Origin of the sequence: Stenotrophomonas sp. SrG (assembly GCF_050031795.1) — a bacterium.
GTDB classification, from domain to species: Bacteria; Pseudomonadota; Gammaproteobacteria; order Xanthomonadales; family Xanthomonadaceae; genus Stenotrophomonas; species Stenotrophomonas rhizophila_A.
The window spans coordinates 1-299 of the sequence record NZ_JBNBBE010000106.1; the positions used below are offsets into that span (position 1 = coordinate 1).

At 76.6% G+C, this 299-nt stretch carries 1 pseudogene; it reads right to left on the bottom strand.

Annotation, left to right across the window (positions count from 1 at the left end):
• Positions 1–297 (bottom strand): annotated as a pseudogene (locus tag ACQG3P_RS19160) (energy transducer TonB); the annotation flags it as partial.
• Positions 298–299 lie beyond the last annotated feature (2 nt).

Here is a 299-nt window from a genome sequence, read left to right on the forward strand (position 1 = left end):
ATCGACGCTGGCCTCGATGGAACTCGGCGGCGGCGGCGGGCTCGGCGGACTCGGCGGCGTGGCGATGTCGTTCGGACGCGGTTCCGGCACGTCGATCACCGGCGCCTGCGGCGGCGGCGGCCCCGGCGAGGGCTTGGGCGGCGACCGGGTCTTGACCGGCGGCGGCGGCGTGTCAGTCGGCGGCGGCGGCGGCGGCGGCGGTGGGGGCGGCGGCGGAGCGTCGACCGGGGTCACCATGATGTTGCGTTCCTTCTCCGTCACGGCCTTGGGGGCCACGGCGGGGATGAGGAGCAGCATCA